The following is a 26548-nucleotide window of genomic DNA, read 5'->3' on the forward strand; positions in this document are numbered from 1 at the left end:
TGCCGCGCCGAACAGACAGATAGCCATGACCTCCGACGGCAGTCTCCAGGGCCTGCGTCAACGGTTCGCGGGCGACCTCGTCTCGCCGGACGACGACGACTACCCGGACGCACGACGCGTGTGGAACGGCGCGATCAACCGCTACCCGCGCGTCGTCGCCCGGTGTACCGGCCCCGCGGATGTCGCACACGCCGTCTCGTTCGCCGCCGACGCCGACCTCCCGGTCGCGGTCCGCGGTGGCGGGCACGGTGTCTCGGGCGGCGCCGTCGTCGACGACGGCGTCGTCATCGACCTCGGCTGGATGGACGACGTGCGCGTGGACCCCGACGAGCAGGTCGCCCGCGTCAGTGCCGGGGCGCGGTGGGGTGACGTCGACAGAGAGACCCAGGCGCACGGCCTCGCGACACCGGGCGGGGTGGTCTCCGATACGGGTGTCGCGGGACTCACGCTCGGCGGCGGATTCGGCCACCTCCGGCGGACGTTCGGCCTCTCCTGTGACAACGTCCGTTCGATGGACGTCGTCACCGCGGAGGGGGACCTCGTGGTCGCGAGCGCCGACCGCAACCCGGACCTCTTCTGGGCGCTCCGCGGTGGTGGCGGGAACTTCGGTGTCGTGACGTCCTTCGAGTTCGACCTCCACCCTGTCGGCCCCGAGGTCGCGACGTGTTTCGTCTGGTACGACGGCGACGAGGCCACCGAGGTGCTGCACGCGTTCCGCGAGTGGGCCGACGACGCACCCCGGGAGGCGAACGCCCTCCCGTTCTACGCGTACGTCCCGGCTGTAGAGCTCTTCCCGGAGGACGCCTGGGACGACCCCGCAGTCGCCGTCCTCGGCGCCTGGGCGGGCGACCCGGACGAGGGTGTCGACGAACTGCGAGACCTCCGGACGCTCGCCGACCCGCTCGCCGACTTCAGCGACGTGCTGCCCTACCGGGAGTTCCAGCGACTCCTCGACGAGGACTACCCGGAGGGCCGCCTCTACTACTGGAAGTCGGTTGCACTCGCGGAACTCACGGACGACGTCGTCGACCTGCTCGTCGAGCGCGGGGCGGCCGCCCCGTCGACGCTCTCAACGGTCGACCTCTGGCACCTCGGCGGCGCCATCCGGGAGGGCGACGGCGCGTTCCCGAAGCGGGACGCGGCCTACCTGTTCAACGTGGAGGCGAACTGGGACGACCCCCGGCAGACCGAGGCGAACGTCCAGTGGGTGCGGGACACCGTCGACGCGGTCCGCGAACTCGACGCCGCCGAGGGGATGTACGTCAACTTCGCGGGGTTCGGCGAGGACGCGGCGCGAGTCGCCTACGGCGAGAGCTACGACCGCCTCCGTGAGGTGAACGAGCGCTACGACCCGGAGGGCGTCTTCAGCGGCCACACACCCATCCACTCCCGGGACTGATGTCGGTACCCGACCGGTCGAGTGAGCACGTCCCGTGGGACGCTCCCGTCGTCCGCGCGGTCCTGCTCGCCACCGCGGTCGCGCCGCTTGGCGTGCCGCTCGTCAGCCCCGCGCTCCCCGCGTTCCGCGACCAGTTCCTGCTCTCGGACGCGCAGGCCAGTCTCCTCGTCTCCACGTACTTCCTGGCGGGCATCGTTCTCTCGCCGTTCCTCGGCGCCTTCGCCGACCGTTACGGCCGCCGCCGACTGCTCGTCTCCTCGCTCGTCGTCTTCTCGCTCGCCGGCGCGAGTATCGCCGCCGCGCCACCGTTCTGGGCCGTCATCGCTGTGCGCGTCGTTCAGGGGACGGCCGCGGCGGGCCTGTTCGTCTCCACGGTCACGCTCGTCGGCGACACGTTCGAGGGCGTCCAGCGGAACGCCGTCCTCGGCGTGAACACGGCCGTCCTCTCCGCGGCCGCAGCCCTCTACCCGGTCGTCGGCGGCCTGCTCGTCGGGTTCTCCTGGAACGCGCCGTTCCTCGCGTACCTGCTTGCGCTGCCCGTCGCCGCCGTCGCGTGGCGCGTGCTCCCCGCGGAGGTGAGCTTCGACCAGCGCCCCGGCTACCTCGTCGCGATGGCGCGCGTGGCGACCTCGTCCGGGTCGCTCGGCTTCTACGGCGCCACCTTCGTCACCGAGTTCCTCCTGTTCGGCGCCGTCTTCACCGCGCTCCCGTTCCTGCTCGTCGACCAGTTCGCGCTCTCGGCGGTCGCCGTCGGCCTCGTCATCACCGCCGCGGAGGTCGTCTCCACCGTCGCCGCCGCGCTCAACGGTCGCTTCGCTCGCCGAGCCAGCAACGCCACGATCGTACGTGCGGGTATCGGCGTGTACGCCGTCGGACTGCTCGTCGTCCCGTTCACCACCTCACCGCTCGGGGTCGCTGCGGGCGCGAGCATCGCCGGTGGTGGTGTCGGCCTCGTGCTCCCGTCCGTGGACGCCGGTCTCACCGACCGGGTCCCCGCGGACCTCCGCGCGGGCGCGCTCAGCCTCCGCAACAGCGTCACGTTCCTCGGGCGCGCTAGCGGCCCGATCGCGTTCGCCGCGTTCGCCGGGGCGGTCGGCTACGACGCCCTCTTCACCACGGCCGGGTTCGTCGCGTTCGCGGTCGTCGCACTCGCTACCGCCGTTCTCCGGTTGCGAGGGTGACCTTCGCGCCGTACCGGCGGACGCCCTCCTGCTCGTACAGCAGACGAGGGACAGCCACCACTTCGTCGCCGATCTGGGGCGCGTCGTCGCCGTCGAGGACGACCTGCACCGGGACGCTCACCGACCCACCGTCGTCCCCGTCGAACGCAACGATTGCGCTCGCGTACTCCCCGGCGCGGGCCTGCTGCGGGACGAACTCCGGAGGTGCGCCGCCCTGGGAGATCGTCGTGACCGCCTCGACCGTGCCCCGCTCCGAGAGCTGGGCGTCGTCGTAGCCCTCGTTCGCTCCACACGCCGTACACGCTCCCTCCGGGGGGAAGCTGAGCGCCCCACACGACCGGCAGCGCCCCACGACGAGGCGGTGGCGCTGGGGCAGTGTGCGGCGGTAGGACGGCACGCTGACGTACGCTCCACCGCCCTCCGGGATGCCCGAGTCGAACGCGCCGCGCAGTCGCTGCGCCCCCGCGAAGTCGAGGTCGCGGTCGCCCGCGACTACCGACCGAACCGGGATTCCACCGCTCTCGACGCGGAACGCGTGGGCCGCACCGCCGCTTCCGTACGCCACGAGCAGCGTCTCCTCGCTCTCCCCGGCGACGGCTTCCGCGAAGCCGAGCAGCGCGCTCGCGGCCCCGGCGTCGCCGACGTCCGCGGCGACGGTGCCCGCGGCGACCGTCTCGCTGTCGAGGCCGAGCGCACCGGCAGCGCGGTAGGGGAGGTCGCCGTCCGGCGCCTGCAGCGCGGCGGCGTCCGGGTCGTTCGCCCCACCGAGTTCCTCGACCGCGCCCGCGACGGTCTCGCGGTAGGCCTCCCGGTCGTAGGCGGTCACGCCGAGCCCCGTCGTCTCGTCGCTGCCGCGCTCCCGGAACCGGGTGCCCGGGTACGCGGCGGTGTACGACCCACAGTCCGTGACCGTTCCAGGGCCGTCCGGTGCGCAGACGAACGCGCCGGCGCCCGCACCGGCGGCGTGGCCGAACGACTCGTCCGGGGCGCCGCGCGGGCAGTCCGCGGCGACGACCAGCGTCACGCCGGCACTGTCGAGCGCCGCCCCGAACGCCTCGCCGCCGGCGGCCGTGCTGCCGCCGAACTGGCTCGTTCGCGACGTCTCCGGCACGCCGAGGAGGCTGGCGAGTCTGCCCGTCCCGGCCTCCTCGTCGTACGGGAGCGTCGTGGACGCGAGGAACAGCGCGTCCACGTCTTCAGGGTCGTAGTCCGCCGCTGCGAGCGCGCGCACGCCGGCCTCCGCGGCCATCGTGAGCGCGTCCTCGTCGGCGTCGGGCACGGCGACGGTGTCGACGCCGCGGGCGCGGAACCGCCCGAGTGCGTCCTCCACCGCCGCAGCCGACAGCCTGAATCGGGGCGCGTACGCGCCGATGCCGGCGACGGCGGATTCGTCGCTCGTCATGCTCCACCCTCCAGGAGCGTGACGACAGCCGCACCGCCGCTCCCCCCGACGTTGTGCGCGAGTCCGAGATTCGCGTCCGCGACCTGTCGGTCGCCCGCCCTCCCGGTGAGCTGTTTCCACAGTTCGACTATCTGGCCCGCGCCCGTCGCGCCGATGGGGTGACCCTTCGCCTTCAGGCCGCCCGAGACGTTCACGGGGAGGTCGCCGTCGGCGTCGGTGACGCCCTCGCGGAGGAGTTCCGGGGCCTCGCCGCGCTCGCAGAAGCCGAGGTCCTCGTAGGCGAGCAGTTCCGCGATAGCGAAGCAGTCGTGGACCTCCGCCAGGTCGACGTCTCCCGGTCCCACGCCGGCCATCTCGTAGGCGGTGGCGGCGGCATCCTCGCTCGCGGGAATCGACGTGTAGCTCTCCCGCTCGAAGAGGCCGACGCGGTCGCTGGCGGCGCCGACGCCCGCCACTCTCGCCGTGTCGTCGAACTCCGCGGCGACTTCCTCGCTGGCGACGAGGACGGCCGCCGCACCGTCGCTGGTCGGACAGCAGTGGTAGAGCGTGAGCGGGTCCGCGACCGTCGCGGCGCCGCTCGCATCGTCCAGTGAACACTCGAAGCCGAGGTGCGCGTGCGGGTTCTTCGCGGCGTTCGCGTGGTTCTTCACCGCCGCCCGGGAGAGGTCGTCGACCGTGGCGTCGTACGCCTCGGCGTACGCGCCCGCCATTTGGGCGTACGTCCCGGCGAACGTCGTCCCGGTCAGGCGCTCCCACTCCGTCTCGCCGCTCACACCGAGCCAGTACTTCGCGGCGTCGCCGCTCAGGTCCGTCATCACCTCGTAGCCGCCCGCCAGTACCACGTCGGCCATGCCGGACTTGACGGCCTGCACGGCGTTCCTCACGGCGTAGCCGCTGGCCGCGCAGGCGTTCTCCACGCGCGTCGTCGGCACCGAGAGGCCGGCGTGTTCGGTGACGGCGGGCCCGGACAGTCCGATCTGGCGACCGCCGACCCCCAGCGTTCCGACGACCGCTTCGTCGACGTCTCCCCGGTCGAGTCCGTCCACACTCGCCAGCGCGCGCTCGACGGCGGTGGCGAACAGCGAGCGGTAGGACTCCCGGGGGAAGGCCCCGAAGGCGGTCTGTCCCGCTCCGACGACGTAGGCGTCTCGCATGTCCTCGAGTTCTCCCCCGTCCCTCATAGTTGCTGCCGACGAGACTCGACGGTACTTTCAAGCGACCGCCGGGGGACGTACGACCATGTCGTCGCTCGCCGGTCGGTTCCGCTCGTGGCTCGGAAGCGTGGAGTTCGCGGTGACCGCGACCGCCGTCGTCGTCGGCCTGGCGGCGATGGTTCTCGCGTTCGAGATGGGGGGTGACTCCACCGACGGCTACTTCGTCCTGCTGCTCGCCGGCGTCGCCGCCCCGAGTATCTACGAGACCCAGTGGCCGCGGGCCTACGAGCGCAGGGCCGCGGGCGTCGCGTGGGCGCTCGTCGCGTCGCTCGCGCTCGTGGCCTGCTACGCCCTGGTAGTCACCGGACTCCGGGTGTTCGTCGACGGGCTCGTACCCAGCGCCGCCGCGTTCGTCGTCGCGTGGCTGCTTGGTATCGCCGCAGCGAGATCCGTCGGCGGGGACCCGGCATAGTTATTTGTCGCTCGGGCAACCCCTCTCCGTATGGCGTACAGCTACGAACCCCACTACTTCGAGGATTTCGAGGAGGGGGAGACGTTCGAGAGCGTCGGCCGCACAGTGACGGAAGCTGACTTCACGTTCCACTCGATGTTCACGGGTGACTGGACGGAACTGCACTCCAACGCGGAGTACGCCGCCGACCAGGAGTTCGGCGAGCGCGTCGCCCACGGCCCGATGACGTTCGTGCTCGCGACCGGATTCGTCTACCGCTGTGGCTTCCTCGAGCGCCGGGTCATCGCGTTCCTCGGGATGAACTACATGGACATCCCGGCCCCGGTGGCGATGGGCGACACCATCTCCCTGGACATGGAAGTCACGAAGACGAAGGAGCTCTCCTCCCGTGACGACGCCGGCCTCGTCGTCATCGACACCGAGATGACCAACAGCGAGGGGGAGACCGTCTTCTCGGGGGACATGAAGTTCCTCGTGAAGCGCGACCGATGAGCGCCCTCGACGACCTCCTCGCGGAGACGCGCGCGGTCGATACCCACGCCCACCAGCCGACCCCGGAGTTCCTGGAGGACGCGGGCGGCCAGATGATGGAGGACGCCGCGAGCAAGTTCGGCTCCGAGATGGAGACGTGGGACTACGAGGAGATGGTCTCCGAGTACCACGACGTCGGCGTCGCGCACGCAGTCTTGCTCGGGTGGGACGCCGAGACGAACACCGGCAACCCGCCCGTCCCCAACGACTACGTCGCCGAGGTCCGGGACGAACACCCCGAGTTCTTCGTCGGGTTCGCGAGCGTCGACCCGCTGAAGGACGACTGCGTCGAGGAGGCCATCCGCGCCGTCGAGGACCTCGACCTCTCCGGGTTCAAGTTCCAGCAGATCGCCCAGGGGTTCGACCCGAGCGACCCCGAACACGACGCCCTCTGGAGCACTATCGAGGACCTCGGCGTCCCCTGCGTGTTCCACGGCGGGAACTCCACGCTCGGCGCGGGCGCCCCGGGTGGCCGCGGGCTGAAGGTCAAGCACGGCAACCCGATGCTGCTCGACGACGTGGCAGCCGAACACCCCGAGTTACAGATCCTCATCGCGCACCCCGCGTTCCCGTGGGAGAAAGAGCAACTCGCCATCTGCCAGCAGAAGGGCAACGTCTACATGGACCTCTCCGGCTGGCTCCCGAAGTACATCGACGAGCAGGTGTTGCACTACGCCGGCACCATCCTCCAGGACAAGGTGATGTTCGGCACGGACTACCCGATGATCCGACCCGGGGAGTGGCTCGACTCGCTGGGCGAGCACACCGACTACTCCGAGGACGTCTACCGGAAACTGCTCTGGGAGAACGCCGAGGACTTCCTCGACCTGTAGCAGTCGCCAGCCCATACTTCTGCGGTCCTCAGGACTCCGTGACGACCCACGCGACCGCGACACCGACGACGCCGAGCGCGCCCGCGACCACGAACGCCGTCTCGTAACTCGTCGCCTCAATGAGCGCGCCGCCGGCGATGGGCGCGAGGAAGGCACCGGCGAGACCGAGGCTGGTCTGGAACGCCACGGCCGTGGCGGCGACGCGACTGTCGACCAGTTCTCGGACGTACGCGAACGACAGTCCGAGGGTCAACTGGACGGTGAAGCCGGCCGCGAGCAGCGCGGCGACGAGGACCGCGAGCGACCGGAGCGTCCCCAGGACCAGGAGCGCCGGCACCGTGAGCAGGAACGAGAGCAGGAGGACGGGCCGCCGACGACCCCCGAACAGGCGGTCGGAGAGCAACCCACTGCTGACCCGGGAGACGACACCGACCGCCGGGAACACGGCGACGAGCAGACCACTCAGACCGATGGTGACCCCGATCTCGTCCGTGAGGAACGACGGCGCCCAGCTGTTGACGAACAGGTACAGCGAGTACGCCAGGAAGCCGAGACTGCCGACTAGCCACACGCTACGGTTGCGGAGAACGCTCCCGAACTCCGCCAGACTCGGGGCGGAACCACTCCCTGTCCGGCCGAGGCCCTGGCTCGTCGGCCAGTACATCGCGAGGCCGACGAGCGGGATCGCGTTGAACACGAGGAAGATGGCGGGCCAGCCGAACTGCGCGGCGATGGTCGGCCCGCCGCCCTGACCGAGTGCGAACCCGACGGGGCCACTCGCCGTGAAGATTCCGACCGCCGTCGCGCGGCGGGACGCCTCGACGGCCCGGCTGACCATGTCGATGCTCGCGTTCCAGATGACCACGAAGGCGACGCCGCCACAGACCCGGGAGGCCAGCAGGAGGTAGTAGGCGTCGCGTTCGGCGGCGGCCCACCCCCAGACGCCGACGAGGAGCGAGACGACGATGGCGACCGCGACGGCGACCCGCGAGTTCGTCCGGTCCAGTACGGCACCGAGGGGGAGGCTGGCGAGCATCGCGGCGCCGAACATGCTCCCCACGACGAGGCCGGCCTTCGTCGCGTCGATGTCCATCGACGCCCGCACGAGCGGCGTGACGCTCGCTGGTGCGATCTCGTAGGCGGACAGCGCCATCGATATCAGGCTCAATCCGGCGACGAGCGTCCAGCGCTCCCGTTCGGTGCGAGCAGCGTGGGCTCCCGTCGGGGAGTCGCTGCTCGTCTCGTCCGTCATTGGCAGATGCTGGCGGGTGCCGACCAAGAACCTGTGCTTCTGTGTAGTCCTGTCCGGGTTCTCCAGTGTCGGTCGAGACGACACCCGGGTAGGACTCGGTCGCTAGTGGCGACGACCCAGGACGACGAGACTCCCCAGGAGGCCGCCGACGGCAAACGCCAGGGCGACGAGGAGACTCGCCACCGCCGCGATTACTCTCGGAATCCCGACTACGAACTCGTCGGGTACGCCCGACGTCGCGAGCGCGTAGTGCAGGTGGTGGAAGACACCGACCGTGTCCGCGTAGAAGAGCGCCCACCAGAACACCGTACCGACGCCGACGCCGACGATTGCGCCGGTCGCGACGCCCGCCTGGAGTGGCGCACGGTCGGTCGCCATCGCGGCGACGAAGCCACCGATTCCCCCGATGGCGACGACGCGTAGCGCAGTCGTCGCGGTGGTGGGGTGGTGGGGTGGCATCCCCGAGACGGCGACGAGGAGTGTGGCCTGGGCGAGGACGCCACCGAGGACGGCCAGACCGAATCGAGTCACGTCCGCTCGTCCGGGCGCGACGAACTGAAGCCTTCCGTTCTCGGGGGTCGCGACTTACATCGTTGTATACGTATCCCATGACTACCATATCCTGGGAAGTTAGATTCAGATTTATGTAGGGAGGCGTCCTGCTCGGACCATGAACGACATCTCTCTCTCCCGGTACTCCAGCGGCGTCCCGGGGCTGGACTCTCTTCTCCGCGACGGCTACGTCACCGAGCGCATGTACCTCGTGCTCGGACGGCCGGGGACGGGGAAGACCATCCTCGGCATGTCGTTTCTCGACGCCGGACTGCAGAACGGGGAGGACGCGCTGTACATCCACACCGAGGAGTCCCAGGAGGAGATCCTGATCAACGCGGCACGAGTCGGAATCGACCTCACGGACGTGGAGTTCCTCGACCTGGGACCCGAGTCCGACTTCTTCACCGAGAGTCGCGCCTACGAACTCGTCGACCCCCACGACATCACGGACGACAGGGTCATCGAACGCATCCGCGAGACCGTCGAGGACCTCGACCCGAGTCGCGTCCTCGTCGACCCGATCTCGCAACTGCGGTACTTCGAGCCGACCGACCACCAGTACCGCCAGCGCATCATCTCGTTCATGCGATTCCTCCGCGAGCGCGGCACGACGGTGCTCGCCACGGAGTCCAACGACCCCGGACAGCACACCGAACTCCGGTCGCTCAGCGACGGTGTCATCCGCCTCGAACGCGGCGAGAGCGGGCGACGCATCGAGGTGACGAAACACCGTGGCGTCGACGTCCCACGGGGCTCCCACGGGCTCGAGATCCGCGACGACGGCATCGAGGTGTACCCGGCGCTGCTCCCCAGGTCGAGAGACCGCGACTTCGATCCCGAACAGCTCTCCTCTGGCATCGAAAATCTGGACACGCTGCTCGGCGGCGGCCTCGAACGCGGCACCGTCACCATCCTCAGCGGCCCTACGGGCATCGGGAAGTCGACGACTGCCGCGGAGTTCCTGACGGCCGCCGCGGCCGCCGGGAACGTCGGTCTCATGTACCTCTTCGAGGAGAACACCGAGACGTTCACGCACCGCTCGGAGTCCTTCGACATCCCCATCACGGCGCTCCAGGAACGCGGCGCGCTCGCAGTCGAGGAGATCGAACCTCTCACGCGCTCGCCCGAGGAGTTCGCCCAACTGGTCAGCCGGCAGGTCGAGGAACACGACGCCGAACTCGTCGTCATCGACGGCGTCAGCGGCTACAAGCAGTCCCTCCACGGCGACAGGGCAGACACGACACGGAAGATCCATGCGCTCACGCGCTACCTGAAGAACGCGAACGTCTCCGTCATCCTCCTCGACGAGATCAGCGAGGTGACGGGGCTCCAGCAGCCCACGGGCGAACAGATCAGCTACCTCGCGGACAACATCGTCTTCATGAACTACATCGAGCGCCACGGCCGCATCGAGCGCGTCGTCGGCGTCCTGAAGAAGCGCGTCGGCGGCTTCGAGAGCACGCTCCGCGAGTTCGACATCACCGACGACGGCATCGAGGTCGGCGACCCGTTGAGCGGCGTCCGCGGCATCCTCGAGGGTGCTCCGGAGGTGATCCAGCGTGAGGAGTGAGACGACTGCCCGCGCCCCGCGGGTTCCAGACTGGTAGCGCGATGGCCGACATCCAGCTCCTCATCGACGACGACGCCGAGCGGACCGCCGTCCAGCAACTGCTGGCCCAGGAGGGGTACGAAGCCACCGCCGGCGACGACCTGCAGGCTGCGGACCTCTACCTCGTGGACGACTACTCGTTCCCCGAGTACCGGGAGGCGTTGCGTGCGGAGAAACGCGAACGCCAGCCGTCGTTCTGCCCGGTCTTCCTCATCCACCGCGAGGGGACGCGGATCGACCTCGACGTGGAGCACAGTCGGGACCCCGACGAACCACTCCTCGTCAACGAGACCATCGAGGCGCCAGTGGACAGAGCCGTCTTCTTCCGGCGGTTGACGAACCTCCTCGTGCGTCAGCGCCAGACCGAGGCGCTCGCGGACCGGAACGAGCGCCTCGACGACTTCGCGAGCAAGGCGAGCCACGAACTCCGCAACCCCCTGAACGTCCTCGCGGGCCGCCTCGAACTCGCCCGCGAGACGGGCGACGAGGAGCACCTGGCGGCGATGGAGCAGTCCATCGACCGCATCCACCGACTCGTCGAGGACGTGCTGTCGCTCGCGCGCACTGGCGACGTCGAGGTGGACCCGGAACCCGTCGACCTCGCGGCAGTCGTCGAGGAGTGCTGGTCGAGCGTCGAGACGGCGGCCGGGACGCTCGACGTCGGGACGACGGCGACCGTGCTCGCCGACGAGGACCGGCTCCTCCAGGTGCTCTCGAACCTCCTCCGGAACGCCGTCGAGCACGGCGGCCGGGACGTCACGGTGACCGTCGGGACGACGGCGACCGGTTTCTACGTGGCGGACGACGGGCCGGGCATCCCCCCGGCGGACCGCGGGCGAGTGCTGGAACGCGGCCACGCCGGCGACGGTCACGGCACCGGACTCGGCCTGTCGATCGTCGCGGAGGTCGCGTCGGCGCACGACTGGGACCTGGCCGTGACCGAGAGCGAGGCCGGTGGCGCGCGCTTCGAGTTCCGGGCGGTCGAACTGGTCGACGGTCGGTAGTCCGCCGCTCGCTCATCGAGACGCGACGGCTGCGTCCACCAGTTTGGCCTCCGCGCGTCGCAGGTGTTCTTCGAGCGTCGAGCGTGCGAGTCCGAACCGCTCGGCCAACGCCGCCGTGGTCGTCGTCCGTGGGACCTCGTAGTACCCGTCCTCGACGGCCGCCCGCAGGACGGCGTCCTGTCGCTCGGTCAGGTCGGCCGTGGGTGCGGCGGGCGACGCGGGGTCGGGCGCGCTCACCGAGCGCTTGTCCGCGACTGTGACGTCGTAGCGTTGCCGCAGGTCGTGGTACGTCGACGTGAGTGACTGAGCCGAGAGTGAGAGGACGCGGACCCGCTTCTCGCCGTCGACGTACGACAGTGGCGGGACGAGCAGGCAACCGTGGTCCGCGAGCACGTCCTCGACACCCCCGTCCTCCTCGCGGAGGCAGGCCGCGGTGACCGCGAGCGTGGTGTCGCCCTCCTTGACGCGTTCGCGGACGCCGACGCGCTCGTCGACAGCGGCGAGCACGCTGTCGGCGTCCGCGCCCCGGAGCTGGAGGAGGTCGCAGTGGTCGTTGCACCACAGCGCCATCCGCACGTCTGTCTCAGCCGTCGCGGCGGCGTAGACACCTCGACCCGACAGCCGGAACGTTGCTTGTTGCACGGTCCCACCCACGGACGCCGTGATAAAGAACCCGTCTAGTGACGGTCCACACACCTTTGTCGTTCGTCACCCAACGAGTACGCATGACAGACGCCCCAGACGGCTCCTTCGAGGTGGGTGCCCCGTCCGAACAGTGGCGCGACTACCAGGGTGCGCCGACCGGATCCGAACTCGAGTGTGAGGGATGGCGTCAGGAGGCCGCCCTCAGGATGCTGAACAACAACCTCGACCCCGAGGTCGCGGAGAAACCCGAGGACCTCGTGGTGTACGGCGGGACGGGCCGAGCGGCCCGGTCCTGGGACGCCTACGACGCCATCCTCGACGAACTCCGCGAACTCGGCGACGAGGAGACGCTGCTCGTCCAGTCCGGGAAACCCGTGGGCGTCTTCGAGACGCACGAGCGAGCGCCCCGGGTGCTCATCGCGAACTCGAACCTCGTCGGGAAGTGGGACAACTGGGAGCACTTCCACGAACTCGAGTCGAGGGGGCTCATCATGTACGGCCAGATGACCGCGGGGTCGTGGGCGTACATCGGCACCCAGGGGATCATCCAGGGGACCTACGAGACGCTCGCCGAGGCGGGTCGCCAGCACTTCGGCGTTCCCGCGAGCGAAGCGAACGGGGGCTCGGCAGACGAGCAGAGCGAGTCTTCCGGCGGCGACCTCTCGGGCCGCATCGTCGTCACGGGTGGTCTCGGCGGCATGGGCGGCGCCCAGCCGCTGGCGGTGACGATGAACGAGGGCGTCTGCATCGCCGCGGAGGTGGACGAACGCCGCATCGACCGCCGCATCGAGACGGGTTACTGCATGGAGAAGACCGACGACGTCGGCGAGGCCATCCGGAAGGCCGAGGAAGCCGCCGAGGCCGGCGAACCGTACTCCGTCGGCGTGCACGTCAACGCCGCGGACATGCTCGAGGAGATGCTCGACCGCGGGTTCGTGCCGGACATCGTCACGGACCAGACGAGCGCACACGACGAACTCGAGGGGTACTACCCGAGCGGCTACACGGTCGCGGAGGCCGACGACCTCCGGGAGCGCGACCCCGAGACGTACGTCGAGGAGAGCCTCGACACGATGGAGCGCCACGTCCAGGGCATCCTCGACATGCAGGACGAGGGTGCCATCGCGGTCGAGTACGGCAACAACATCCGCGGCCAGGTCGCGACCCACCGCGACATGGAGACCGCGTTCGACTTCCCGGGGTTCGTCCCGGCGTACATCCGTCCGCAGTTCTGCCGCGGGCGGGGACCGTTCAGGTGGGTCGCGCTCTCCGGTGACCCCGCGGACATCCACCGGACGGACGAGGCCGTCAAGGAACTGTTCCCGGAGAAGGAGTCGCTGCACCGCTGGGTCGACCTCGCGCAGGAACAGGTGCAGTTCCAGGGCCTGCCGAGTCGAGTGTGCTGGCTCGGATACCAATCAGACGGAGAAGACGGCCTCACGGAGCGCGCGACGTTCGCCCTCCGCATCAACGAACTCGTCGCCGAGGGCGAGATCGGAGCGCCGGTCGTCGTGACCCGGGACCACCTCGACGCCGGCAGCGTCGCCAGCCCGAACCGCGAGACGGAGGCGATGAGAGACGGGTCTGACGCGGTCGCGGACTGGCCGATTCTGAACGCGCTGTTGAACACGGCGGCGGGCGCGGACATCGTGAGCGTCCACGACGGCGGCGGCGTCGGCATCGGGAACGCGTTGCACGCGAACAACCACGTCGTCCTCGACGGGACCGACCTCGCCGCCGAGAAGGCCCGCCGCGTGTTCACCACCGACCCAGGGATGGGCGTCGTCCGGCACGCCGACGCGGGCTACGAGGCGGCACTCGCCGAGGCCCGGGAGTCGGGCGTCGACGTGCCCATGGAGGACCGATGAACCTGACCGCGCCGCCGGAGTGGGAGGGGACGTCGTCGGACCCCAACGACGAGCAGTTCGGGGACGTCGTCGAGTCCGTGGCCCCCGAGAGCGCGGCGGACTACGACGCGTTGCTGGTCGGCGAACCGTACGACGGCGCAGTCATCGGCCGGAAGGGCGCGGTCGGCGGCCCGACCGCGATCCGCGAGGCGCTCGCGGGCGTGAAGAGCCACCACTTCGAGACGGGGCCGGTCGCGTCCGTCGGCGACCTCGGCGACGTCCAGGTGCGCGCAGACAGCGTCTCGGAGGCGCAGGCAGCGTTCCAGGACGCCGCTCACAGCGTCCACGACCTGCGTGCGGTCCCCGTCTTCGTCGGCGGGGACAACTCGCTGTCGTACGCGAACGCCAGCCCGCTGCTCGAACGCGGGTCTCTCGGCGTCGTGAGCTTCGACGCCCACCTCGACTGCCGCGAGGTACGGGGCGAACCGTCCAGTGGCACGCCGTACCGACAGCTGTTCGAGGCGGGCCTCGACGCGCTGGCCGTCGTCGGCGCGCGCCACTTCGAGACCAGCACGCGGTACGCCGACTACCTCGACGAGCAGGGTGGGCGTGTCGTCACCGCCGAAACCGTCGGCGCGGACCCCGATGGAGCCCTCGACGCCGCACTCGCCGCGATGGGCGACGTCGACCAGGTGTACGTCAGCGTGGACGTCGACGTCCTCGACGCCGCCTACCCGGGGTCGAGCGCACCGACGCCGGGCGGTCTCCAGCCCAGAGAGCTGTTCCGCCTCGTGCGCCGCATCGCGGGCCGACCACGGGTCGCCGGTTTCGAGGTCGTCGAGACGGCGCCGCCGCTGGACACGGACGGTCGAACGGTCGACGCGGCCGCCCGCTGTATCGCGCACTTCCTCGGGGGGTACCATGACTGACCCCGAAGCCGTCGTCCACGGCGCCGCGGAACTGGTCGTCGGCCCGGACTCGGACCGCGGGCTCCGGAGCTACGAGGACGGCGCGGTGGCGATCGTCGACGGGAGCGTGGCGATGGTCGGCACTACAGAAGACGTGATCGCGGAGTACCCACCGGAGAACGCGGCAACCGCCGTCGACGCCTCCGGCCAGACGGTGATTCCGGGGTTCGTCGACCCCCACACCCACGCGCTGTTCGCGGGGGACCGCTCCGATGAGTTCGCGCAGAAACTCCGCGGGAAGTCCTACCAGGAGATTCTCGCGGCGGGCGGCGGCATCCTCCGCACCGTCGGGGCCGTTCGCGAGGCCACCGACGAGGAACTCGTCGCGAACCTCACTGCCCAGCTCGACGCGATGCTCGTCCACGGCACGACCACCGCCGAGGTCAAGACCGGCTACGGACTCGACACGGAGACCGAACTCCGGATGCTCGACGCCATCGAGCGCGCCACCGCCGACCACCCGGTCGACGTGGTGGTGACCTTCATGGGCGCTCACGCCACGCCCGAGGGGATGGACACGGAGGCGTACGTCGACGAGGTCGTCGAGGAGCAACTCCCCGCGGCCGCCGAGCGCGACGTCGCGGAGTTCTGTGACGTCTTCTGCGAGGAGGGTGTGTTCACCGTCGAGCAGTCCCGCCGAATCCTCGAAGCGGGCCGCGAGCACGGTATGCAACCGAAGCTCCACGCCGAGGAGTTCACGCGCCTCGGGAGCGCCCAGCTGGCCGCGGAACTCGACGCGGTGAGCGCGGACCACCTGCTGCACGCGAACGAGGCGGACGCAGAGGCGCTCGCCGACGCGGGCGTCACGCCCGTGCTCCTCCCCGGCACGGCGTTCTCACTCGGCGAGTCGTACGCAGACCCCGGGCAGTTCCAGGACGCCGGCGCTCCGGTCGCGCTCGCGACCGACCTCAACCCGAACTGCTACAGCCAGAGCATGGGGTTCGCGGTGGCGCTGGCCTGCAACGGGATGCGGATGACGCCCGCGGACGCGCTGCTCGGCGCGACGGCCCACGCCGCCCGCGCTGTCGACCGCTCCGACGGTACGGGGACGCTCCGCGAGGGGGCGCCCGGCGACGTCGCCGTCGTGGACGGTCCGAGCCACGTCCACGTCCCGTACAACTTCGGCGTGAACACCGTCACGACCGTGCTCAAGGACGGAACGCTGGTCGTGGACGGAGGTGAGACGGCGTGACCGAGGTCGTCGTCGACGGCGAGACGCTGACCCCGGAGGACGTCGAGGCGGTCGCCCGCGACGGCGCCACCGTGCGGATCGCCGACGACGCACGCGAGGAGGTGCGGCGTTCCCGCGAGCGCGTCGCGGACGTCCTCGAGTCGGGCGAAGCCGTCTACGGCGTGAACACGGGCTTCGGCCAGCTCGTCGACACCCAGATCCCCCACGGGGACCTCCAGGCGCTCCAGACGAACCTGCTGCGGAGCCACGCCGCGGGCGCGGGCCGCGAACTCGAACGCGAGGAGGTCCGCGCGCTGATGATAACGCGGCTGAACGCGCTCGTGAAGGGGTACTCCGGCATCCGGGAGGTCGTCGTCGACCTGCTCGCCGCGATGCTGAACGAGGGCGTCCACCCGGTCGTCCCTTCACGGGGGAGCCTCGGCGCGAGCGGTGACCTCGCGCCGCTGGCGCACACGAGCCTCGTGCTCATCGGTGAAGGGGCTGCGCTGGTTGGTGGTGAACGCCTGCCCGGTGACGAGGCGCTGGCCCGCGTCGGCCTCGAACCCGTTACGCTGGAGGCCAAGGAGGGGCTCGCGCTCATCAACGGCACGCAGCTCACGGCGGGGCTGGCGGCGCTCGCGCTCCTCGACGCGGAACGCACGCTCCGTGCGGCGGACGCCGCGGGTTCACTCACCACGGAGGTCACGCTGGCGACGACGGCGAACTGCGACCCGCAGATCCAGCGCGTCCGGCCCCACGACGGACAGGCGGCCAGCGCGCGGAACGTCAAACGACTCACCGAGGAGTCGGAGATCGTCGAGAGCCACCGGAACTGCGACCGCGTGCAGGACGCCTACTCCATCCGGTGTCTCCCCCAGGTCCACGGCCCCGTCCGGGACGCACTCGCGCACCTCCGGGAGGCCATCGACGTCGAGTTGAACAGCGCGACGGACAACCCGCTCGTCTTCGACGCAGACGAGGTTGACCCACGGGCAAGCGGCACGGACTCGGCAGCCGTGCTCTCCGGCGGCAACTTCCACGGCGAGGTGCTCGCGCTCCGCCTCGACTACGCGACGAGCGCGCTCACGGAGCTCGCGGCCATCAGCGAACGCCGCGTCGACAGGATGCTCAACCCGAACGTCCAGGAGGACCACCTGCCGCCGTTCCTCACCGAGCACAGCGGCCTCCACTCGGGGCTGATGATCCCCCAGTACACCACCGCGTCGCTCGTCAACGACCTGCGGTCGCTCGGGCGACCGTCGACGGACAACGCGACCGTCTCGGGCAACCAGGAGGACCACGTGAGCATGAGCGCGGGGAGCGCCCTCGGCTTCCGGGAGGCCGCGGCGAAGGCCGGCACGGTGGTCGGCGTCGAACTCCTCGCCGGCGCGCAGGCCAGCGAGTTCCTCGACGACAGCCTCTCGCACGCCGCCGGCACCCGCGCCGTCTACGACCTCGTGCGGGAGGTGTCCCCGCCGCTCCGGGAGGACCGCTCGCTCGCCGACGAGATGGAGGCGGTCGCGGACCTCGTGCGCGAGGGGTTCGTCGACGAGGCCGTCGAGCGCGCGCTCGGCGAACGGCTGGAGTGACGAACGGGTAGCCCCGGAACAGCCCCAAGAGGTTTTGCGCGGGCCGACGCGACGTTCCGCATGGTCGACGTCCGGCGCGCCCCACCTGCAGAGTTCGACGCCCTCTACCAGATGCTCTGCCAGCGAACCGGCGAGCGCGAGGAGGCGGTCGTCCGCGACTGGTACGACACCCACCCTGAGTTGTTCCACGGGGTGTACGCCGACGGCGCGCTCGTCGGGTTCACGGCGGGCCGCGCGCGGTCGGATACCTCGGTCGAACTCGTCGGCATCGCGGTCGACGACGCGTACACCCGACAGGGTGTCGGCTCGCGTCTCCTCGACGCCTTCGAGTCGGCTGCCGCCGAACTCGGCTACGACCGCGTGAGTCTGGGCTCCGCGGGCGGCTACGTCGACGAGTTCTACCTCGCGAACGGCTACGAACCGGAGAGCATCCTCGTCCGTCTCCACCCCGAGGACGTGCCCGAGAACCACGTCGACCTGGGCTTCGAGATTCTCCGCGAGCGCGTCGACGACGGCACGCAGAAGTTCTACGTCGCACCGGGCGGCCACGACCCCGAGCGCGTCCAGGCGGTCCGGGAGGCGTTCGGCGACCCACAGGCAATCTACATCGTGGAGAAGTACGTCTAGCAGTCGTCGCCGATACGGGTTCTTCGTTCGGCATCGAGCTCGAAACGGCCGTTCGACACAGCGGCGGGCCCCGCGCGTTCGGTCTGGACGAACGACTCATCTGACTCGGCGACGAATATACTGACATGAGCGACAATCCGCTCAACAATCTCGACCGTCGTATCCTGCACCTGTTACAGATAGACGCTCGTGGGGCCACCGACACGGCCATCGCCGACGAAACCGACGTCACCGGCACGACCGTCCACAACCGTATCAAGGAACTGGAGGAGAGAGGCGTCATCACCGGCTACAATCCGGAGATTAACTACGAGGAGGCGGGCTATCCGATGCGAGTCCTGTTCATCTGTTCGACCGACCTCTCTCGACGGTCGGAGCTGGCCGAGCAAGCACTCGAGGTCCGGGGTGTCGTCAACGTCCGGGAGATGCTGTCCGGCACGGAGAACCTCCACATCGAGGTCGTCGCCGAATCGACCTCCGAGGTGAAACGGAGCACAGAACAGCTCGACAAACTGGGCCTCAACATCATCAGTAGCAATATCCTGGCCGAAGAGCGGATCCAGCCGTGGAACCACTTCCACCAGGAGTTCGCCGGCGAGGACGCCCAGACGAGTGAGGAAATCGGTTCGTCCGAGGAGTAGCCTCGGCGAAGTGGGAATACTGGTTGGAATGCTGAACTCCTAGTCGCGCTATCCCGTCTACTGAACCCTGGCCTCCTTGGAGAAGTCAAGCAATCACCGGGCTCCGCTCGATATTATCAATTATGTAGAATTATCGCGAAAAAGACGTTAAGGCGGTTCGGCCCGGAACGTAGGCAATGGCCTCATCGAATCAGGGCGAGCTGGGCGAGACGTTCGACCTGTTGACACATCCCCACCGGCGCTACGTGCTGTACTACCTCAGGAAGAACTCCGGGGTAGTCGCCATCGATACCCTCACGACGATGCTCGCCAACGAACTGGCGGGCCCATCCGCGACAGGCGTCAACGACACCCCCAGCGACATCAGGACTGCCCTCCGTCACATGCACCTCCCGAAACTCGCCGATGCCGGCCTCATCACGTTCGACGCGGATACGCACTCAGTCGAACTCGAAGGGATGAACGAGCACGACCAGTTCATCGACGAAGCGGCGCGCATCGACGGCTTTGCACCGCCCGCTACAGACGATTGAACGCAGCCTGCCCAAGTTCACTCCACGAGTCGTACTGACCCGAGATGGAGTGCGCCGATCGGTGCGGATATCTCTTGTGCAGTCCACGTGGTTCGGCTCCGGACATTCACCGAGTGGAGACACCTCGGAACCGACTACTGCTACGACTGGAACGCCGGCTCGCGGCCTTCGAGGAACGCGCTCACGCCCTCTGCGTGTTCGTCGGTGTCGTAGGCCTGGCTCTGGAGGAGGTTCTCGTGGTCGAGCGCGTCGCCCCACTCGCGGCCGAGGTTGTCGTGGAGCGCCTGTCTGATGACGCCGATGGTCCTGGTGGGACGCTCGCGGAGCGTGTCGAGCAGTGCGTCCACGGCCTCGTCGAGTTCCTCGGCGGGCACCGCCTCGTTGACGAGGCCGAGGTCCGCTGCCTCGCTGGCGTCTACGAACTCGGCGGTGAACGCGAGGCGCTTCGCCTCCCGGAGGCCGACGAGGCGGGGCAACAGGAAACTCCCGCCCGTGTCCGGGACGAGGCCGACGCGGACGAACGCACAGGAGAAGGTCGCGTCCGGGACGGCGTAGGCGAAGTCCGAGAGCGCGACCACCGCGAGGCCCGCGCCGACGGCGTCGCCGTTCACGCGAGCGACGATGGGGACGCGGGAGTCCATCGCGGCCTCCGCGAGTCGGCCGAACGTCCCCTCGACGCGCTCGTAGGCGTCCCGGACGTCCTCCTCTCGCGCCGCCATCGACTGGATGTCGCCCCCCGCGGAGAACGCGTCGCCCTCCCCGGTGAGGAGAATCGCGTCGTGGGTCTCTGGGTCGGCGGACTCGATAGTCGACGCGAGTTCGGCGGCGAGGTCGGTCGTGAACGCGTTCTTCACTTCGGGGCGGTCGAACGTGACGCGCAGGACGCCCTCGCTCGTCTCGGTGTGCATGGCGAGTCCTTCTGGACGGACCGTGTTAACTGTCCACCTTCCCGCGTCCTCGCCGGTCACCCGACGAGCGCATCGAACACGCGTTCCTCGACCTTCCGGAGGTGTTCGCCCGCGGTCGCCGGAGCGATACCGACCGCGTCCGCGACGTCGTCGAGGGTCGCCTGGCGCGGCGCGCCGTAGTACCCGACCGTGACCGCGGCCTCGAGCACCTCACGCTGACGGTCCGTCAACAGCCTCGTGAGTCGGCCCTCGTCGGGGTCGTACTCGCCCGTTCCGACCACCTCGATAGTCACCCCGGCGTCCGCGGGGGCGTCACGGAACAGTCGCCGGAGGTCTGCCTCGCTGCCCACGTACGTGACGCGGATCGACCCGTCGTCGTTGACGTGGATGGGCGTCTCGATGACCACGTCGGTGCTGCGCTGTACTTCGAGCATCCTCCTGGTCGCGTCGGTGGACTCGAACTGGCTCACCGCCATCCAGCGCTCGTCTCCCGCCACCATGAAGTCGCGGACGTATGGGGACTCCCGCATGACCGCCTCGTAGCGGTCCGGGTCCCCACTTCCCTCCGCGAACAGCAACACCGCACCGTCGGCGAGGAGTTCGACGTGGTGAATGGCCTCTCGCTCGATGCCCGACTCGGCGGCCAGGTCCTCCCCCAGTGGGTGGAACCGGTCGCCACTGTCGGGCCGAACGAGCGCCGTAAGGTAGCGCATCACCCCAGCCCAGGCGGCGACGAGTAATAAAGAACCGCAGATGAGTCGCAGTCTCCGTTTGCACTCGGAGGGCCTCCCTCGACACATGCGCAGACAGGACTCGACGCGAGTGGACGTGGCAGTCGTCGGCGGCGGCATCTGTGGCCTGACGACCGCGCTGGCGCTGGAGCGACGGGGATTCGACCCGACCGTGTACGAGGCGGCCACCGAGTACCGGCCGGTCGGGGCCGGCATCCTCCTGCAGACCAACGCCATGCTGGTTCTGGACCGACTCGGCCTCGCCGACCGTGTCCGGGAGGCCGGCGTGGCGCTCGGTCGGAGTACGGTTCGCGGACCGAGTGGACGGCCGCTGGCGGAGTTCGACGTCGACCGGGTCGAGCGCGCGGAGTTCGGACACGGGTTCGTCTCCGTCCACCGCGCCAACCTGCAGCGGATCCTCCTCGATTCCCTCGACGCAGACGTCCACACCGCGAAGGAGTGCGTGGCGGTAGCCGACGCGACGTCGCCGACCATCTCGTTCGCAGACGGCACCCGCGCATCACCGGACGTCGTGGTCGGTGCAGACGGCATCGACTCCGTCGTGCGCGAGGCGGTCGCGCCCACCACCCAGCAGCGTCACCTCCCCGGAGTGGTCTACCGGGCCGTCGTGGACGTGTCGCTCCCGCCCGAACACGCCCACAGCGGCGTCGAGGTCTGGACTGGTGGCTGCAACACCGGTGGCGCCCCCATCGAGGACGACCGCTTCTACTGGTTCTGCGTCGCGCCGGAACGAGTCGCGCCGGACGGCGACGACCGGGCGACGCTCCAGCGCCTCGGGGACCGCTTCGGCGACGCTGCTGAACCGGTCAGCAGCGTCATCGCGGCACTCGACCCGGAGCAGGTGTTCACGACCGACCTCCGCGACCTACCAGCACTGCCGCGCTGGCACCGCGGGAACGTCGTGTTGGCGGGCGATGCCGCACACGCGATGCTTCCGTTCGCGGGTCAGGGGACCGCACAGGCGATCGAGGACGGGCCGGTGCTCGCGCACGCACTCGCCACGCACGACGACCCCGGGTCGGCCTTCGAGGAGTACGAGTCGGCACGGCGGTCACGCGCCGACTCGATTCGCGCCGAGTCCTACCGCCTCGGTCGGTTCGGAACGACGCAGTCGGAACTGGTGTCGCGCGCCCGGAACGCCGCACTCGGCCTCGTTCCACAGCGAGTGTTGCGTCGGTTCCGTCGGCAGCGGGCTGCTGGTACGACCCTCCCCCCGACCTGAATACGGTCCGCAAGGCGCTCCGCTGGCCAGTCCGTGCTGTCCGCGCCGGGTCGTTCTGGACCGCCTGCCTCGCCGTGGTGGCTATGGCTCCATCTCGGCGTCGCCTGCCGGGAACTCGCCCGGCGCTCTCTCCTCGACGGTGACGCGGTCCCCGGGGCTGCCGCGTCGCTTGACCGCCCAGTAGGCGGCGCCGACGACAGCGAGGGCGAGCACCGTGAGCGCCGTCCCGCTGACGCTCTCGCCGGGGTCCGCCAGGACCCCGCGCTCGCGCTCTGCCTCGACGTGGTCGCCGAACTCCTCGGCGAACCGTGCGACCTGGTTCCAGTCGGTGTACTCGTAGTCGCGCGAGGAGTCGCTACCGAGACCGAGCACGAACGCCACGACCCTGAACAGCCAGCGCTCCGGCCGGTCGTACTGGGTGTACTTCAGGGCGCCGGCGAACAGGCCGACGACGTCGGGGTTCCAGCCGGTCGTCCGGACGAGGTCGTCGACGTACTGCTGGGCGCCGTTGCGGGCCCACGACGACGTGAACACCGACGCCAGTGAGAGCTGGAAGAACCCGGAGGGCCGCGAGGCGAGTTCCCCGACGTGCTGGTCGACGAACGTCACGACCTCGGGCTGGACGCGACGGTTGTTGATGGACCCGCCGACGAGCACGCCGTCGAACTCCCCGACCTCGACGTCGCCCGCGTCCGAGACGTGCAGCGTCGTCACGTCGAACCCGTGCTGGCTCAGCACGGCGTCGATGTAGTCCGCGACCTTCGCGGTCTGTCCCTCGCCCGTGCCGTACGTGATGAGTATGGCGGTCATCGAGTGGTCCCGGCGGGGAGTACGCCGTGGACGCGGATAAGTTAGCAGCCGGCGGGGGGTCGGCGCTGTCCGGTGAGGCGCTCTGGATGCCGGCGTGGCGGTCGCGTCACAGCGTCTCGCCGAGCAGGCGCGCCAGTCCCCGGCGCAGTCGTTCGAGGAACGCGGACTTCGAGACGCCCAGCGCCGCGGCCACTTCGCTCGCGTCGGCGTCCCGCGGGACCGCGAAGTACCCCATCTCGAAGGCGGTGCGCAGAGCGTCGGCCTGCGCGGGCGTCACCCCCCAGCGGGTTGCGATGGGGCTGTCGCTCCGGTCGCCGATAGGGTAGGTTCGTTCGAGCGTGACGCCGACGGTGTCGCCGGCGGTGTCGAGGACGCCGCGGAGCACCTCTTGGCCGACGACGGCGCCCGTGAATCGGGCCTCGCCGCCGCGGTAGTGGAGGCTGTCCGCGAGGAACCCCGCGCTGACGAGTTCGTGGAGGACACAGGGCTGTTTGGAGAGACAGCGGTACGTGTAGCGGCCGTCGTCGCGCGCGACGTGGAGGTAGCGCACGCGGTCGTCGGCGTCGAGGGCGGCCGCGAGGCCGTCGCCGTTCGTCGAGGAGAACTGGAGGAGCGCGTAGCCGTCGGTGCGCAACTGTGGGGGGCGGGCGTCGACACTCGCACCGGTCGCACGTGTCGCGTCTGCGAGCGGGCAGTCGTCGCCCTCGACGCCGAACTCGACGAACAGACACTCCTCGATCACGGGAACACGTTCGCCCCCGTAGTATTTCAACCCCGCGTATAGACGGGTGAACAGCTACCCCTGCGTGACCCTCACTATCGTACATGGACATCGAGACGGTCAAAGAGCGTGCCGGCCCCCGGGAGTTCAGCCCGGCCGACGACCTGCCGTTGGAGTACCGGAAGGCCGCGACGCGCATGATACAGTTCCACGCCAACAGCGAGGTGATGGGTGGCTACCTCGACAAGGCGTTCACCCGGATGGCGCCCTCGCTCGACCGCAAACTCGCCTGCACCGCGAAGTGCCAGGACGAGATCGGGCACGCCCAGTTGCTCTACCGCGCCGCTGAGACCCTCGGCGTGAAGTCCCGGGAGCAGATGCTCACGGAACTCGAGGAGGGCGACGGGAAGTTCCTCAACTGCTTCCACTACCCCGTCGACTCGTGGTACGAGGCGCCGATGATCGACTTCTTCGTCGACGGCGGCGCGATGCGACGGCAGGCCACGCTGAAGAACACGTCCTGGGAGCCGTACGCCCACGCGATGGACAAGGTCTGCTTCGAGGAGGGGTTCCACGTGAAACACGGCGAGGACATCCTCCGCGAACTGATGCGGTCCTCGAAGGCCAACCAGGAGCGCACGCAGGAGGTGTTCGAGGTGTGGTGGCCCCGTATCCTCCAGTTCTTCGGCCCGACGAACGACGAGTCCCGTCACGACGACTTCGCCCAGCAGGTCGGCCTGAAGACGGTCTCGAACGACGAACTCCGCAACTCGTTCCTCAACATGTACGTGCCGAAGGCCGAGAAGTACGGCCTCGAGATTCCGGAGTACCCCCGCATCTTCGAGCGCGACGACGGCACGATGGCCGTCCGTGAGGACGACCTCGACTGGGACGAGTTCTGGACCATCGCCAAGAACGACTACGAGGGGAGCTACGAACAGATCGGCAGCCGGCGGCGGCGACACGAGGCCGTCGCGTGGGTGCGCGAGTCGATGGACGAGTGGGAGACCGGCACTGCGGGGAGCCCGCAGGCCGCCGACTGACCATGATCTGGGAAGTGTTCCGCCAGGAGAAGACGGGGGGCCGGCACACCCACTGCGGGAACGTCCACGCGCCGGACCGTGAGATGGCGCTCATGTTCGCGCAGATCCAGCACGGCCGTCGCATGCAGACGAACTCGCTGTGGGTCGCACCGAAAGACGAGATCGCGGAGGTGGACGCCGACGAGGCGGCGTTCGGCGGCACGACGGACAAGGCCTACCGGTGGGCGATGACGTACAACAACATCGACGCGAGTTTCGCCGAGGAGGTCGCCGAGAGCGAGGCCGAACAGGAGGAGGCCGCCCAGAAGCGGGGTGACATCTGATGGAGCCAGCCGAGGCCCAACTGCTGCGGCTGGCGGACGACGAGTTCGTGCTCGCCGAGCGGTACACGGAGTGGCAGATCTACGCGCCGACGGTGGAGTCCGACCTCGCGCTCGCGAACATCGCACAGGACGAGTTCGGCCACGCGCGCCTCTGGTACGACCTGCTCCAGGAGGAGTTCGGGTACGAGGAGTCGGAGCTCATCTGGGAGCGCGACCCCGCGGACTTCCGGCACAGCACGCTGGTCGAACTCGAGACGCCCGAGGGCGACTGGGCAGACACGGTCGTCCGGGGGTACCTCTACGACGTCGCCGAGCGCCTGCGACTCGACGCGCTCGCAGACTCCGCCTACGAGCCCATCGCCGACCGCGTGCCGAAGGTCCAGGGCGAAGAGACGTACCACCGCGAGCACGCCCAGTCCTGGCTCGACCGCCTGAGCGGGAGCGGCGAGTCACACGACCGCGTGCAAGCGGCCGTCGACCGACTGTTCCCACACGCGCTGTCGCTGTTCAGCCCTACCGAACACGAGGGCGATATCGTCGACGCTGGCGTCAGAACGCGCTCGCTGTCGGACCTCCGTTCGGACTGGCTGGACGAGGTGGTCCCCTACCTCGAGTCGCTCGACGTGGACGTGCCGGACCCCGAGGAGACGGATCGACCGGAAGCGGTCGGACGGGACGGCACGCACACCGCCGACTGGGACGCGCTCCACGCCGAATTCACGGAGACGTACCACGAACTCGGTTTCGACGAACCGGCGTCGCTGCGGGGTGAGAACGCGTGAGCGCCCCGACCGGCGACGCCTGCGCGTACACCGACTACGAGGACGGCGAGGTCCCGGCGGGCTTCCCGAACACCGGGGAGGGAGCGACCGGGACGGAGGCCGAGATCTGGGCGGCGCTGTACGAGGTCGAGGACCCCGAGATGCCGGTGTCGATCGTCGACCTCGGGCTCATCTACGACGTCAGCGTCGAGGCCGAGACGGCGACCGTCGAGATGACGCTGACGTACACTGGTTGCCCGGCGAAGGACATGCTCACGAACGACGTGCGGTGTGCTGCGCTCACTGCTTCGGGCGTGCGGGACGCGGACGTCGAGATACAGTACTCGCCACCGTGGTCCGTCGAGATGGTCACGGAGACGGGCAGAGAACAGCTTCGAGAGTTCGGGCTGAGTGTATGAGGGGTCTCGACCCGAGCACCACGACGTCGAGTGACGAACCCGCGGCGTGTCCGTACTGTGGCTCGACGGAGACGGAGCGAGAACACCCGAAGGGGCCCGGACTCTGCCGTTCGATCCACTACTGCCACGGCTGCGACCAGCCGTTCGAGCAGTTCGGGTAGGGGTGGTCGCAGGCG

General features: G+C 69.4%; 29 protein-coding genes. 20 read left to right on the forward strand and 9 right to left on the reverse strand.

Features of this window, described 5'->3' with window-relative positions:
• The first annotated feature begins 25 nt into the window (after positions 1-25).
• Positions 26-1399: an FAD-binding oxidoreductase gene (locus tag LT965_RS13725; protein WP_232701410.1), complete on the forward strand. Its 1374-nt coding sequence runs from the start codon at positions 26-28 to the stop codon at positions 1397-1399.
• A complete protein-coding gene (locus LT965_RS13730) occupies positions 1399-2580 on the forward strand; it encodes an MFS transporter (RefSeq protein WP_232701411.1) in 1182 nt (393 codons plus the stop codon). Before LT965_RS13725 ends, LT965_RS13730 begins: the two co-directional genes overlap by 1 nt.
• Here the strand turns inward: LT965_RS13730 and LT965_RS13735 are convergent.
• Together LT965_RS13735 and LT965_RS13740 are read right to left on the reverse strand one after the other, a co-directional pair.
• Positions 2552-3982 (reverse strand): zinc ribbon domain-containing protein, encoded by a 1431-nt coding sequence (locus tag LT965_RS13735; protein ID WP_232701412.1) that lies wholly within the window; start codon positions 3980-3982, stop codon positions 2552-2554. The two genes, LT965_RS13730 and LT965_RS13735, sit on opposite strands and share 29 nt — an antisense overlap.
• Positions 3979-5136, reverse strand: coding sequence for a thiolase C-terminal domain-containing protein (locus LT965_RS13740; RefSeq protein WP_232701414.1), 1158 nt, complete (start codon positions 5134-5136; stop codon positions 3979-3981). The genes LT965_RS13735 and LT965_RS13740 overlap by 4 nt, the downstream gene beginning before the upstream one ends.
• 85 nt (positions 5137-5221) lie before the next feature.
• Between LT965_RS13740 and LT965_RS13745 the strand changes: the two genes are divergently transcribed.
• The 3 genes from LT965_RS13745 to LT965_RS13755 are packed head-to-tail and all read left to right on the forward strand — an operon-like array spanning position 5222 to position 6972.
• Positions 5222-5608 carry a hypothetical protein gene (locus tag LT965_RS13745; protein WP_232701415.1) on the forward strand — a complete coding sequence of 129 codons (387 nt, stop codon included), beginning with the start codon at positions 5222-5224 and terminating at the stop codon, positions 5606-5608.
• Positions 5609-5638: 30 nt separating this feature from the next.
• Positions 5639-6100: a MaoC/PaaZ C-terminal domain-containing protein gene (locus tag LT965_RS13750; RefSeq protein WP_232701417.1), complete on the forward strand. Its 462-nt coding sequence runs from the start codon at positions 5639-5641 to the stop codon at positions 6098-6100.
• Positions 6097-6972, forward strand: a complete 876-nt coding sequence (locus LT965_RS13755) for an amidohydrolase family protein (protein WP_232701418.1) — start codon at positions 6097-6099, stop codon at positions 6970-6972. The genes LT965_RS13750 and LT965_RS13755 overlap by 4 nt, the downstream gene beginning before the upstream one ends.
• A gap of 28 nt (positions 6973-7000) precedes the next feature.
• On the opposite strand, the gene LT965_RS13760 is transcribed toward LT965_RS13755, so the two are convergent.
• Both LT965_RS13760 and LT965_RS13765 read right to left on the reverse strand, forming a co-directional pair.
• Positions 7001-8224, reverse strand: a complete 1224-nt coding sequence (locus LT965_RS13760) for an MFS transporter (RefSeq protein WP_232701419.1) — start codon at positions 8222-8224, stop codon at positions 7001-7003.
• A 102-nt stretch (positions 8225-8326) separates the two neighbouring features.
• Positions 8327-8755 carry a hypothetical protein gene (locus LT965_RS13765; RefSeq protein WP_232701420.1) on the reverse strand — a complete coding sequence of 143 codons (429 nt, stop codon included), beginning with the start codon at positions 8753-8755 and terminating at the stop codon, positions 8327-8329.
• A 139-nt stretch (positions 8756-8894) separates the two neighbouring features.
• Here LT965_RS13765 and LT965_RS13770 point away from each other — a divergent pair, with 139 nt between their 5' ends.
• Both LT965_RS13770 and LT965_RS13775 read left to right on the forward strand, forming a co-directional pair.
• Entirely contained in the window at positions 8895-10349 is a 1455-nt protein-coding gene (locus tag LT965_RS13770) for an ATPase domain-containing protein (RefSeq protein WP_232701421.1), read from the forward strand.
• Entirely contained in the window at positions 10346-11392 is a 1047-nt protein-coding gene (locus LT965_RS13775; protein WP_232701431.1) for a sensor histidine kinase, read from the forward strand. The genes LT965_RS13770 and LT965_RS13775 overlap by 4 nt, the downstream gene beginning before the upstream one ends.
• 12 nt (positions 11393-11404) lie before the next feature.
• Here the strand turns inward: LT965_RS13775 and LT965_RS13780 are convergent, their stop codons facing one another.
• A complete protein-coding gene (locus LT965_RS13780; protein WP_232701432.1) occupies positions 11405-12034 on the reverse strand; it encodes a helix-turn-helix domain-containing protein in 630 nt (209 codons plus the stop codon).
• Positions 12035-12117: 83 nt separating this feature from the next.
• On the opposite strand from LT965_RS13780, the gene hutU reads away from it, so the two are divergent.
• The 7 genes from hutU to LT965_RS13815 all read left to right on the forward strand — a co-directional run bounded on the left by hutU (position 12118) and on the right by LT965_RS13815 (position 19413).
• Positions 12118-13905 (forward strand): urocanate hydratase, encoded by a 1788-nt coding sequence (hutU, locus tag LT965_RS13785; RefSeq protein ID WP_232701433.1) that lies wholly within the window; start codon positions 12118-12120, stop codon positions 13903-13905.
• Positions 13902-14813: a formimidoylglutamase gene (hutG, locus tag LT965_RS13790; RefSeq protein ID WP_232701434.1), complete on the forward strand. Its 912-nt coding sequence runs from the start codon at positions 13902-13904 to the stop codon at positions 14811-14813. The genes hutU and hutG overlap by 4 nt, the downstream gene beginning before the upstream one ends.
• On the forward strand, positions 14806-16044 hold the full coding sequence (gene hutI / locus LT965_RS13795; RefSeq protein WP_232701435.1) for an imidazolonepropionase: 1239 nt from the start codon (positions 14806-14808) through the stop codon (positions 16042-16044). The genes hutG and hutI overlap by 8 nt, the downstream gene beginning before the upstream one ends.
• Positions 16041-17612: a histidine ammonia-lyase gene (gene hutH / locus LT965_RS13800; protein WP_232701436.1), complete on the forward strand. Its 1572-nt coding sequence runs from the start codon at positions 16041-16043 to the stop codon at positions 17610-17612. Before hutI ends, hutH begins: the two co-directional genes overlap by 4 nt.
• 60 nt (positions 17613-17672) lie before the next feature.
• On the forward strand, positions 17673-18239 hold the full coding sequence (locus LT965_RS13805) for a GNAT family N-acetyltransferase (RefSeq protein WP_232701437.1): 567 nt from the start codon (positions 17673-17675) through the stop codon (positions 18237-18239).
• A gap of 125 nt (positions 18240-18364) precedes the next feature.
• Positions 18365-18880: an Lrp/AsnC family transcriptional regulator gene (locus LT965_RS13810; protein ID WP_232701438.1), complete on the forward strand. Its 516-nt coding sequence runs from the start codon at positions 18365-18367 to the stop codon at positions 18878-18880.
• Between the two features lie 176 nt (positions 18881-19056).
• The gene (locus tag LT965_RS13815) at positions 19057-19413 is read left to right on the forward strand and encodes a DUF7344 domain-containing protein (protein WP_232701439.1); all 357 of its coding nucleotides are present in this window, start codon (positions 19057-19059) and stop codon (positions 19411-19413) included.
• A 140-nt stretch (positions 19414-19553) separates the two neighbouring features.
• On the opposite strand, the gene LT965_RS13820 is transcribed toward LT965_RS13815, so the two are convergent.
• Together LT965_RS13820 and LT965_RS13825 are read right to left on the reverse strand one after the other, a co-directional pair.
• Positions 19554-20321, reverse strand: coding sequence for an enoyl-CoA hydratase/isomerase family protein (locus tag LT965_RS13820; RefSeq protein WP_232701440.1), 768 nt, complete (start codon positions 20319-20321; stop codon positions 19554-19556).
• 56 nt (positions 20322-20377) lie between these two features.
• Positions 20378-21034 carry a helix-turn-helix domain-containing protein gene (locus tag LT965_RS13825; protein ID WP_232701441.1) on the reverse strand — a complete coding sequence of 219 codons (657 nt, stop codon included), beginning with the start codon at positions 21032-21034 and terminating at the stop codon, positions 20378-20380.
• An 85-nt stretch (positions 21035-21119) separates the two neighbouring features.
• Here LT965_RS13825 and LT965_RS13830 point away from each other — a divergent pair, with 85 nt between their 5' ends.
• A complete protein-coding gene (locus LT965_RS13830; RefSeq protein ID WP_232701442.1) occupies positions 21120-22295 on the forward strand; it encodes an FAD-dependent oxidoreductase in 1176 nt (391 codons plus the stop codon).
• Positions 22296-22376: 81 nt separating this feature from the next.
• On the opposite strand, the gene LT965_RS13835 is transcribed toward LT965_RS13830, so the two are convergent.
• Entirely contained in the window at positions 22377-23105 is a 729-nt protein-coding gene (locus LT965_RS13835) for a flavodoxin domain-containing protein (protein ID WP_232701443.1), read from the reverse strand.
• Between the two features lie 106 nt (positions 23106-23211).
• Positions 23212-23847 carry a helix-turn-helix domain-containing protein gene (locus LT965_RS13840; protein WP_232701444.1) on the reverse strand — a complete coding sequence of 212 codons (636 nt, stop codon included), beginning with the start codon at positions 23845-23847 and terminating at the stop codon, positions 23212-23214.
• Positions 23848-23930: 83 nt separating this feature from the next.
• Here LT965_RS13840 and LT965_RS13845 point away from each other — a divergent pair, with 83 nt between their 5' ends.
• The 5 genes from LT965_RS13845 to paaE are packed head-to-tail and all read left to right on the forward strand — an operon-like array spanning position 23931 to position 26533.
• Positions 23931-24869: a Phenylacetic acid catabolic protein gene (locus LT965_RS13845; RefSeq protein ID WP_232701445.1), complete on the forward strand. Its 939-nt coding sequence runs from the start codon at positions 23931-23933 to the stop codon at positions 24867-24869.
• Between the two features lie 2 nt (positions 24870-24871).
• The gene (gene paaB, locus LT965_RS13850; RefSeq protein WP_232701446.1) at positions 24872-25192 is read left to right on the forward strand and encodes a 1,2-phenylacetyl-CoA epoxidase subunit PaaB; all 321 of its coding nucleotides are present in this window, start codon (positions 24872-24874) and stop codon (positions 25190-25192) included.
• The gene (paaC, locus tag LT965_RS13855; protein WP_232701447.1) at positions 25192-25974 is read left to right on the forward strand and encodes a 1,2-phenylacetyl-CoA epoxidase subunit PaaC; all 783 of its coding nucleotides are present in this window, start codon (positions 25192-25194) and stop codon (positions 25972-25974) included. Before paaB ends, paaC begins: the two co-directional genes overlap by 1 nt.
• Positions 25971-26372 carry a 1,2-phenylacetyl-CoA epoxidase subunit PaaD gene (gene paaD / locus LT965_RS13860; RefSeq protein ID WP_232701448.1) on the forward strand — a complete coding sequence of 134 codons (402 nt, stop codon included), beginning with the start codon at positions 25971-25973 and terminating at the stop codon, positions 26370-26372. Before paaC ends, paaD begins: the two co-directional genes overlap by 4 nt.
• Positions 26369-26533: a 1,2-phenylacetyl-CoA epoxidase subunit PaaE gene (gene paaE / locus LT965_RS13865; RefSeq protein WP_232701449.1), complete on the forward strand. Its 165-nt coding sequence runs from the start codon at positions 26369-26371 to the stop codon at positions 26531-26533. The genes paaD and paaE overlap by 4 nt, the downstream gene beginning before the upstream one ends.
• Positions 26534-26548: the final 15 nt, after the last annotated feature.

The sequence above is a fragment of the Halobacterium wangiae genome (assembly GCF_021249345.1).
GTDB lineage: Archaea > Halobacteriota > Halobacteria > Halobacteriales > Halobacteriaceae > Halobacterium > Halobacterium wangiae.

Coding starts and splice junctions, on each gene's coding strand:
- LT965_RS13805 (WP_232701437.1), top strand. CDS start 17,673: ATGGTCGACGTCCGGCGCGCCCCACCTGCAGAGTTCGACGCCCTCTAC.
- paaE (WP_232701449.1), top strand. CDS start 26,369: ATGAGGGGTCTCGACCCGAGCACCACGACGTCGAGTGACGAACCCGCG.
- LT965_RS13725 (WP_232701410.1), top strand. CDS start 26: ATGACCTCCGACGGCAGTCTCCAGGGCCTGCGTCAACGGTTCGCGGGC.
- LT965_RS13830 (WP_232701442.1), top strand. CDS start 21,120: ATGCGCAGACAGGACTCGACGCGAGTGGACGTGGCAGTCGTCGGCGGC.
- LT965_RS13745 (WP_232701415.1), top strand. CDS start 5,222: ATGTCGTCGCTCGCCGGTCGGTTCCGCTCGTGGCTCGGAAGCGTGGAG.
- hutU (WP_232701433.1), top strand. CDS start 12,118: ATGACAGACGCCCCAGACGGCTCCTTCGAGGTGGGTGCCCCGTCCGAA.
- LT965_RS13760 (WP_232701419.1), bottom strand. CDS start 8,224: ATGACGGACGAGACGAGCAGCGACTCCCCGACGGGAGCCCACGCTGCT.
- paaC (WP_232701447.1), top strand. CDS start 25,192: ATGGAGCCAGCCGAGGCCCAACTGCTGCGGCTGGCGGACGACGAGTTC.
- LT965_RS13735 (WP_232701412.1), bottom strand. CDS start 3,982: ATGACGAGCGACGAATCCGCCGTCGCCGGCATCGGCGCGTACGCGCCC.
- hutI (WP_232701435.1), top strand. CDS start 14,806: ATGACTGACCCCGAAGCCGTCGTCCACGGCGCCGCGGAACTGGTCGTC.
- hutG (WP_232701434.1), top strand. CDS start 13,902: ATGAACCTGACCGCGCCGCCGGAGTGGGAGGGGACGTCGTCGGACCCC.
- LT965_RS13750 (WP_232701417.1), top strand. CDS start 5,639: ATGGCGTACAGCTACGAACCCCACTACTTCGAGGATTTCGAGGAGGGG.
- LT965_RS13815 (WP_232701439.1), top strand. CDS start 19,057: ATGGCCTCATCGAATCAGGGCGAGCTGGGCGAGACGTTCGACCTGTTG.
- LT965_RS13810 (WP_232701438.1), top strand. CDS start 18,365: ATGAGCGACAATCCGCTCAACAATCTCGACCGTCGTATCCTGCACCTG.
- LT965_RS13755 (WP_232701418.1), top strand. CDS start 6,097: ATGAGCGCCCTCGACGACCTCCTCGCGGAGACGCGCGCGGTCGATACC.
- LT965_RS13825 (WP_232701441.1), bottom strand. CDS start 21,034: ATGCGCTACCTTACGGCGCTCGTTCGGCCCGACAGTGGCGACCGGTTC.
- paaB (WP_232701446.1), top strand. CDS start 24,872: ATGATCTGGGAAGTGTTCCGCCAGGAGAAGACGGGGGGCCGGCACACC.
- LT965_RS13835 (WP_232701443.1), bottom strand. CDS start 23,105: ATGACCGCCATACTCATCACGTACGGCACGGGCGAGGGACAGACCGCG.
- LT965_RS13820 (WP_232701440.1), bottom strand. CDS start 20,321: ATGCACACCGAGACGAGCGAGGGCGTCCTGCGCGTCACGTTCGACCGC.
- LT965_RS13770 (WP_232701421.1), top strand. CDS start 8,895: ATGAACGACATCTCTCTCTCCCGGTACTCCAGCGGCGTCCCGGGGCTG.
- LT965_RS13740 (WP_232701414.1), bottom strand. CDS start 5,136: ATGCGAGACGCCTACGTCGTCGGAGCGGGACAGACCGCCTTCGGGGCC.
- LT965_RS13845 (WP_232701445.1), top strand. CDS start 23,931: ATGGACATCGAGACGGTCAAAGAGCGTGCCGGCCCCCGGGAGTTCAGC.
- LT965_RS13730 (WP_232701411.1), top strand. CDS start 1,399: ATGTCGGTACCCGACCGGTCGAGTGAGCACGTCCCGTGGGACGCTCCC.